General features: G+C 57.5%; 6 protein-coding genes and 1 pseudogene. 2 read left to right on the plus strand and 5 right to left on the minus strand.

The features are described 5' to 3' along the window. The coding region (pilO, locus tag T281_RS14340; RefSeq protein WP_037240706.1) for a type 4a pilus biogenesis protein PilO at nucleotides 1-604 on the plus strand (604 nt) is incomplete at its 5' end. A gap of 15 nt (nucleotides 605-619) precedes the next feature. Here pilO and T281_RS14345 read toward each other — a convergent pair. The 5 genes and pseudogenes from T281_RS14345 to T281_RS17940 all read right to left on the minus strand — a co-directional run bounded on the left by T281_RS14345 (nucleotide 620) and on the right by T281_RS17940 (nucleotide 5933). Beyond that, a complete protein-coding gene (locus T281_RS14345) occupies nucleotides 620-1105 on the minus strand; it encodes a hypothetical protein (protein WP_037240709.1) in 486 nt (161 codons plus the stop codon). A 47-nt stretch (nucleotides 1106-1152) separates the two neighbouring features. After that, entirely contained in the window at nucleotides 1153-1566 is a 414-nt protein-coding gene (locus T281_RS14350; RefSeq protein WP_162173185.1) for a type II secretion system protein, read from the minus strand. Next, nucleotides 1553-2044, minus strand: a complete 492-nt coding sequence (locus T281_RS17935; protein WP_052037525.1) for a hypothetical protein — start codon at nucleotides 2042-2044, stop codon at nucleotides 1553-1555. The genes T281_RS14350 and T281_RS17935 overlap by 14 nt, the downstream gene beginning before the upstream one ends. Nucleotides 2045-2123: 79 nt before the next feature. After that, nucleotides 2124-2708 (minus strand): annotated as a pseudogene (locus T281_RS14360) (type II secretion system protein GspD); the annotation flags it as partial. Nucleotides 2709-4322: 1614 nt separating this feature from the next. After that, nucleotides 4323-5933 carry a methyltransferase domain-containing protein gene (locus tag T281_RS17940; protein ID WP_052037526.1) on the minus strand — a complete coding sequence of 537 codons (1611 nt, stop codon included), beginning with the start codon at nucleotides 5931-5933 and terminating at the stop codon, nucleotides 4323-4325. 543 nt (nucleotides 5934-6476) lie between these two features. On the opposite strand from T281_RS17940, the gene T281_RS14380 reads away from it, so the two are divergent. After that, nucleotides 6477-7697, plus strand: coding sequence for a glycosyltransferase (locus T281_RS14380; RefSeq protein ID WP_081796822.1), 1221 nt, complete (start codon nucleotides 6477-6479; stop codon nucleotides 7695-7697). Nucleotides 7698-8791 lie beyond the last annotated feature (1094 nt).

The following is an 8791-nucleotide window of genomic DNA, read 5'->3' on the forward strand; positions in this document are numbered from 1 at the left end:
CTGGCTCAGCGGAGGGCTCGGAGCCTCTTTTTCAGGCCCGATTGTCCATGCGGCCCTTCAGGATGGAGCCGCGTACATGACCGGAGCCATGCTCGCTCATATCGTCCGCCATCCTGCCGTGATCGCGTCGGCTCTGGTCTTGATGCTGGCGGCGGCGTTGCTCGGCTCAGTCGCAGCGCTGGTTTGGCGTCCGGCGGCAGTGGACGCCCAGGAGACCGACAACGCTCTCGAAGGACTGAACGCGAAAATTCGGAGCCTGCGCGCCGAGGCCAGCACAGCGCAATCCTACGCCCTGCGTCTTTCACAGGCGACGGCGCTGGAAGCCAAGCTCGGCCATCGATCTTCGGAACCCGAATTTATCCACGCCATCGAAACGCTTGCGGCCTCGAGCGGCGCGACCATGGAGCAGATCTCTTCGCCGGGAGCGGAAAAGTCCGCCGGGCCGATTGAACTGGTTCTGACTGGGACGTACGTAACCATCATCAAGTTCGTAACAGGTCTTAACGATCTTCGGGATTATGTCACCGTCGACCGCGCATCAATGTCCCGTGACGGGGACAACATACGGGCTTTCCTTGTCTTGACAAGACCCCGTCCGCGCTAACGCCAGCGACACGGTTTAATCTGTCTCCGAAGAGTCGTCGCCATCAGAAGTAGCTGCAATGAGGGGCGCAATCTCTGAATTGCCGGGCTGAGACTTGGCGGGCTGAGTACGTGCGGTGAACCGCCACTCCGCATATGTCTTTGCCAACTCGAACCCTCTTAGCCCCTTTTCGAAATCGACCTTCCGGAAGGGACTTGCTGCGCTTGAGCTTACCACGCCGATAATCTCCCCCTCGCTTGTCCGTATGAGATCAAAATCCTTCCCGGTCACCGGATCCTTGTAGAGTTGCCGGATGAAGCCGCTGGCGCCCGCGCCCGATCCGGCCAATTCAGCAAGTCTGCGCGGATATTTGCCGTTCCTCGTATGGAAGGCGTCAATGGCCTTCATATAGGCGAGCCCGCGGAAGAGAAGCTCATCCTCTTTATCGCGCTTCAGCCTGTAACTCGCCGCAACTTCAATGCGTGATGCCCCATAAGCCAGTGCCGTGATAATGACGAGCATAAGCGGAAATGTATATCCAGGCGATCCCTGCGGCTTTCGGTCTGACATCACCATTCGCTATATGGAACGCCGTTTTGGCCGCGCTCAGTCGACAAAGAACGCACATCCGAAACCCCGCCCTCCTGTGCCGAAACGCCCTTCCAGGTTGTCCTGTTTCCGTTCACCGGATCTGGCGGCATCGCTCGCAGATAACCCTGATCCACAAGCGTTTGAAGAGACGGTGGGAAGACGCCCTTATCAGTGTAATAGTCGTCGATCAGCTTGCGCATGGTCTTCAGGTCTTGCTGGAGTGCGGCCTCGCGCGCTCGCGTAAGCGCGCCCATTACGGAAGGGGCCACCACGGAAGCAAGGACGCCTATAATCGCAAGCACAAGCAGCATCTCCATGAGCGTGAAGCCAGGACTGCCGCCTCGATGCGAGCCGCGCTTTTGCTGGCCTTTTTTCAAATCACCAGTCCGCATAGCGCGACCCATCCAGAGCGATGCCATCTGTCTTGGCGTGAAGATCGTAAATGTCCTTATCCCCGCTCACCGTTTGGACTTCCGCAAGCGTCGTTCCATAGGATGACGAGGTGATGCCAGCGTCCCCCCGTTGGTAGCTGACGAATGTCCATTGCGCCTGGAAAGGCGTCCCAGCCGGCGCAAAGGGATTTACGGGCAACGACCGCAGATAGCGCTTCTTCGGACCGTTGGCAGCCTTCTCGCTCCCGTCGACGAGTGTCTGAACTGTATAAGGATATCCGTTCGGACTGGCTCCGCCTTTTGGATCTTTCTCCTTCCGTTTCATCATGTCCGCGTGAAAGCGATCGAGGGCGGCTCTCACGGTCCTCAGTGTTTCCCTGAGTTGTATTTCCTTGTCGCGTTTCAAGTTCATACGAGCGTGCGGCGCCGCCAATGCCGCAAGCAAAGACAAAATGGCGAGGACGACCACCATTTCCATGAGTGAAGACCCGGGGGAACCTTGCCGTCTTGCGGAAGCCTTGGAATCTGAGCGCATAGGCGTATGCATAAAAGGTTGCCTAGCGCCCGAATTTCGTTGGCTGTATCCCGTCAGGCGTAGCGCCGCTCGCGGCCGCACCTGCAGGGGGCTTCGTGTTATCCGGCTTTATGACGTATCGAGGCACCGACCCAGAATCGAGGTTTTTCTTGAGATACTCATGCTCGGCCCGGATCGAATAACTGCCGTCCGTGCCGCTATAAAAATCGGTCGCGCTACGTTGCGCGAAAGATTGCGGCCGAATAAGTCGGGGGGTGATAGTCAGCAGAAGTTCGCTTCTCCCGACCTTATCGGTCGAGGTCGAAAACAGTCTGTCCAGAACGTTCACCCCGCTGCGCTCCACTGGAAGGCCATTCACATTGTGCTTTTCTTCCTCCTTGATCAGTCCGCCGAGCAGCGCTGTCTCGTTCTCTCGCAGAATCATCGTCGTATGGACGTTACGCGAGCCGATGGCGTAAGCTGGCTGTGCGGCGGTGCCGAGGTTTGAACCGAGGGAGCTGACCTCGATTTTGAGGTCGACAAAAATCGAGCCGTCGAGGTGGTATTTCGGGATCACGTCCAGCTGAATGCCGATGTCGTGATACTCGAAAAGCGTACGGGTTTGGCCCGTCGTATCCTGGACGAATGAGGACTGTAAAGGACGTCGCTCGGAACGGCGTTGGCAATACCAGCCCGCTGGACCTCATTTTCATCAGTTTCGAGCCAAAGATAGCCGGCAAATGCACCCAGCGCGACGAGCCCATACGCGGCATAACGGAGACGCTCGCCCATACTCAACGCCATGTCTTTCGGCCCCTGTTCGACTGAAGTCACCCGCGGTCAGCACTCACCAACTCCCCGCGATCCGTGAATCACTAAGGGTAAGGACTTTGACAGGCGCCAGTCCCCCACCGTCGCCAAAGCGCGTACAACGGTCTTGGACAGACGAAGCAGACGCTATCCGAAACCTAGCCGCTCTATCGTGACAGGTTCGTGAACCTTACGCGACGCTGACATCCTGAGCCAAATCCTGTTGCGCGAATGTCGCGACATCAGCAGGGAGGCAAGCTCATTTCGGTTGCTGAAGCGGGCGAAAACTTGTCCCACCTGGAAAGTCCGACCGAAGGAATGTACGAAGTCGTCAGCGGCACAGTGTGCGCCTCACGTGCGTCGATACCGCTGAACTGCATGATGGGCGGCGCCCCATCCCGATCGAGGCGGGATGAATCTCCATCTCGCAGCATGTTTATCGAGAGGGGCGCGAAGGACAAGCTCTCGCCTCGTAAGAGCCGGGACGACTTCAGTACGACATGATTTTCGATGAGCGTTGTAACTACTTGTTCCAGAAGGGCTTTTCAGACCAACCGGTCCAATCCATCATGGGTGCTACGCAGAAGCGCCAATCGGCCTCATATCCAGTTTCTTCTTTTTCAATCAATGCGTTCATACTTCTGATCGGCCACTCGGTATCTGCTCATTTACGCTGACTTGTTGTCGTTTTTGCCCCTTTATGCTCTCGGTACAGCAAATGCTGAAAAGGGGCATGCTGTACCGCGATTGGACGATCATACCACGGAAGCGCAAGGACGGTTCAATCGCTCATATGGCGCAGATCGTGATCAAGCGCGAGGGCGGATTCGTCTATCTATATCGCAGAGAGCCGGAAGGAGATCGGGCGTACGAAGGCGCAAGTGCTGAACGCGATCAAAGGGTGTGATATCGTCGATATACCCTGCGCCGACATCCGCTCTGACGATCTTATCGGGTTTTGCGAAAGAGCTGTCTGCCGGCCGCAGACAGTGGCGAACTATCTCGCACATCTTGGCTGTATTTCGGATCCGCGTGGGGATATGCGCGCGATCCACAGGCCATGAAAAACGCCTTCGTTGTCACCACGAACCTTGGCCAACGGCCAACGGCCTAACGGCCTAACGGCCTAACGGCCAAGCATTTCCCTTGATTCACCGAATCGGAAGGGATTCCGTTTTGCGGCGAACAGCGGTTCATGATGCTGGCTGGGCGGAGGCCAGCATCGATGACGCGCGTCCTTTCGAACTTCGTGAGCGCGCGGTTGTGGCGGTTTCTTCGCGACGTGAGCTGCCGCTGCGGCGCGCTTTAATGCCGCTGTTTCCAGCGTAGTGAAGCTGATGCAGTGTTCGCCCATCTTGCCCCGGTGCCAGCGAGCCGGTCGTCCGGTAGCACCGCAAGCGTTTGCCGCACCGCGAGTTCATTGAGGAGCGGCTCAATCCCCGATCAGAGCCTTGAGCAAGTCGGACTGGCGTCGCGCCATCATGATGCGCTGCCCTCGCAAGCCGATGGCGGCGCGGTATGGGTCATCGGCGACGAGGGCGGCGCAGTTCTCGACGATCTCGCCATAACCGCACACGACGAGCGCGCCTTCAAAGGGGGCGATATCCGGGTCGCCCTCGTCTCCCTCGCTGACGACGCATACACCGTTGGCCAGAAGGTAGGAGACCCGCACGACCTCGAAAATCGCGCTTTCATAGAAGTGAAGATTGATCACCAGCTTCGCGCGGGCGATCGCAGCATCGCGCTCGGCCCCATAGGCGCCGAACAGATGAACGGCGTTCAGACCCCTGGCGCGCAGAGCCTCCAGAATAGTCTTTCGACGTGGGTTCAACGAACCGTAGAAAAGAACGTCGATATCCTTCTCCAAGGCCTTTGGAATCCGGACGAGCCCGGGCGAATGGCCAATCCCCAGCAGTCCGGCATGGGTAATGCCTCGCTCAATCAGGGCCTCGCGGTTTCGGACTGAATAGTCGAGAACTGGGAAGCGTCGCAGCAACGCCAGGTAATTCTCATCGATCCAGCCGCCTCCGCTTACGACCTGTTCGAAATTGACGAGGATGCTGTCGGCCGGAATGGAGACGGAAGAGCAATGCCGAAGCAGATGTGTGCCAAGGACGATCGGAACGCGGCCGTTCAATTGCAGGACATCACGGACGATGGGACATGACCCGCCAAGCTCCGCGAAAGCCTCGCTAAGACCGAGCGCGAATTCATCGAAGGTCTGGTGATGTTTGTAGCCCTCCGGCGTCACGATCCATACGCAATGAGCATGGCGATGCGCCGCCCAGCCGCCTGCAAAGGCCTGCCGGACCTCAGCTTGCTGCGGCGTCACGGGCGACGCTGTCGCCAAACCGGCGGGCGCCGTAGTCGAAGGGGCAATCTCCTGAACCGCCGGTGCGGGCGCGGACCAGCGGCTTTGCGCCTGCCGCTTGCGCTCACGCCAATATTCCCAGACTTGCCGGTCCGCGGGTGTCAGGTCGACCTTGCGGAGCGCGACCGACATCGAGTCGATCATCCGAGGCATGCGCTGGAGTTCGGCGGGCGTGGCGCTTGCAAACGACGCGGCGGCCGGGCTTGGAACGAAGCTCATCCGCTCAAGAACGAACCGTGCCTCGCTCCATCCGAGATACCAGAACCAGTCCGTATAATAGAGCCAGCTGCGCTCATTGAAGGCCCGCACGTGGGTCGGATCCTGCCAGGCGCCGAACGACAAGTCGTAGGGAACGCTGATCTCGAACACGCCGCCAGCCCTCAGCAGCTTCAGGCAATTGGTCATCAAGCGGACGAGGTCCGGCACATGTTCGAGCACGTCGTTGGCGATGATCGTATCGAAGGTACCGGGCCGCAGTTGCACATCTCCGAACCTGTGCGTCGGCACGCTCACCCCGTCAGCGGCGAGATCGAAGCTGGCGAGGTCGATCACCGCATCGGGCGACCAGCTGTTGTCGAGGTCGATATTGAAGCAGTCAGCCCGATAGTCCTTGCCCGAACCGAGGTTGAGGCGGGTCGGCAGCATGGAGCCGGCGGTAACGTTGATGGTCATGGCCTAAGAACCTGATCTCTTGCGTCCCGATCATCACGTCGGGCTATAGCAGCAATACCAGACCAACCACATCCCAAGCTTGCAGCTCCAAGCCACAACGCTTGGAACCCGGCTTTAGTAGCGTGATTTAATACGCAGCATTGCACATAGCCGACGCCGCTCCTGTTGCGACGCACTCAACCTGTACCGAACATAGGTTTCATGCAGTATTGCGAGCGATCTCAACCTACACTGCGCCCAAGTTTTATTGGAGCACCAAGACCACTTCGCAAAACCTACTGCGTGAATAATTTGCAATTATACGTAGTTTACCATTCTTACACTCTATCTATGGTAGAAGCAATCAAGTCAGTACCGTCCAGAGCTGTTGTGTGCAGCGCGGCCCCACGGCCCTCAAGATCAGATAGCAGTCTGTAGCAAAACACTCGCTTCAGTGGCGTCGGTTGTTGCCCATTGGCATGGGACTTCGTGCGACGAAAATTTCAAAACGGGAGCCCCACTCGCTGTTCGCGCCAATGACTGCACAAAAGTCGGAAGGCTTGCATGGCGTGGGGTTTAATCCGGCAGGAGGCAAAGTTGAAAAGACAAGGAACACCATTCGGAAATTCTTCCGAACCCAAGGCCAAGACAGTCGGACTTTGCATGATTGTCAAAAACGAGGCGCACTGCATCAAGCGTTGTCTTGCGAGCGTGAAGCCTCTTGTCGACTTCGTTCTCGTCGTTGATACCGGATCGACAGATGGCACTCAAGACGTCATTCGCGCCTTTCTGGAAGAAAATAGCATAAAGGGCGTCGTCATAGATGAGCCTTGGCGGGACTTCGCGTGGAACAGAACTTTCGCCCTGACCGAGCTTCGCAAATATACCGAAATCGATTATTGCTTGATGATCGATGCGGATGAAGCTCTCGAATTCGACGAAAACGTCGACCTCACCGCTTTCAAGAAAGCGCTTAGCCACGATTTCTATCAACTGCCGACTTTCAATGGCGGAATTATCAACCTGCGTCCGCTCTTGTTCAGGAATAACATCAATTTCAAATATCGCGGTGTGCTGCATGAGTTTCTCGAATCGCCCGGGAAGCATTGCACATGGGGTGTCATAAGGGGTCTTCACAACCGCACGTTCTATGATAGCGCCCGCAACAAAAATCCCCAGAAATACCTTCACGATGCCGAGCTTCTGGAACGCACGCTCAAGTCTGAGCAGGACCCCTTCCTTATTTCTCGGTACACCTTCTATCTCGCGCAAAGTTATCGCTCTGCCGGAGACAAGGCCAAATCCCTCACCAACTACCTGAAGCGCGCTGAACTTGGCTTCTGGGAACAGGAAGTTTTCATAGCCCTCCTGTCTGCCGGACGGCTTATGGAAGATCTCGGCCACAGCGAAGCCGACATCCTTGCAACCTACCTTCGGGCCTTCAACGTGTGCCCGACCCGCGCCGAATCACTGCATGCCGCCGCGCGGTACTGCCGTGTAAACAACAAGTTCCACCAAGGCTACATGATCGCCCGTCAGGGGATCGACATCAAGAAACCGGAAGGGGCGGCGCTTTTCGTAGAGCCTTCAGTTTATACATACGGGATGCTCGATGAATACGCGGTCCTGGCCTATTGGGCGGGCCATTATCCCGAGTCCCTGGAAGCAAGCGAAAAGCTGCTCCAGTTGAAGGACTTGCCGGCGGGTTATCCGGAACGCATCGAGCTCAACGCCAAATTCGCTCGTGAGAAGATCCAAGAGGCGAATTTGCTTCAGAAGGCCTAGGCCTATACTGCATTGGTTGCCATCAGCGGCAGCCAATGCAGGTCACCGCGCGCGGTGACTGTGGCCGTTCACGCTTCTGCTTTCGTTGAATGCATAATTAAGTGGCCGACATTACAGGGAGCCCACGCAGTAAAGCTGGCTTCCGACCGCGACCCAGACGAGATGCCAACGCGTCTGGAATGTAGTTAGTGAGAGTGCACGGCGACTGGCCTGGTAGCACCTCGATCGTTGGCCCGGTCGCCTTGCTCCCGCCTTTCGCAACCGTGACCCCCGAAAGGGGCAGCTGCGTCTACTCAACCTGGGGCACCGCCTGCTGGTGCCCGATAGCGCGATGCCCCCCAGGACGTCCTGTTTTTTTCGCAGGCGCATCATTTTTTCCAATCTCAGGTGGCAGCTTTAATTAGTGCGCAACTACAGCGGGATACCTTGCAAACGCCAGTAATACGCATGTAAAGCCAAAGTACATCTTGAATATTGGCTTGGTTGCAAACGGTAAAAAAAGGGTATCAGCATGGCTGATCAGTTAGTACAAGTCTGGGGTCGCGATATAGCGGGCACCACAGAGTATATTTACTACTTCGATGGCACAAATTATACGCTATTGGGTAGTACAAATAATACGACTGCCGCAGTGGATGCGGCGGTCGGGAGCGCCACGATCGCCGAGTATAAGGTCATCGTCAGCCTGGACGACACACTAGACCCGAACAATATCGTCGTGTTCAACCAGGCCGGGACGATTCAGACACTCGGAAGTCATACCGTAAACGGGCAGTATGACGTTACGCTTCTCGATGTCGGCGCGACAGGTGCCACAGGTGCCACGGGCGATACCGGTGCCACGGGTAGTACCGGTGCCACAGGTGCCACGGGTGCGACGGGCGCCACGGGTGATACCGGTGCAACGGGTGCTACCGGTGCCACTGGCGCAACGGGTGCTACGGGCGCCACTGGCGCAACGGGTGCTACCGGCGATACCGGTGCCACGGGTGCGACCGGTGCTACAGGCGCAACGGGCGCCACTGGAGCTACGGGTGCTACGGGCGCTACCGGTGCAACGGGTGCGACCGGTGCCACTGGCGCAACGGGTGCTA

The organism is Rhodomicrobium udaipurense JA643, assembly GCF_000636015.1.
In the GTDB taxonomy this organism is placed as follows: domain Bacteria; phylum Pseudomonadota; class Alphaproteobacteria; order Rhizobiales; family Rhodomicrobiaceae; genus Rhodomicrobium; species Rhodomicrobium udaipurense.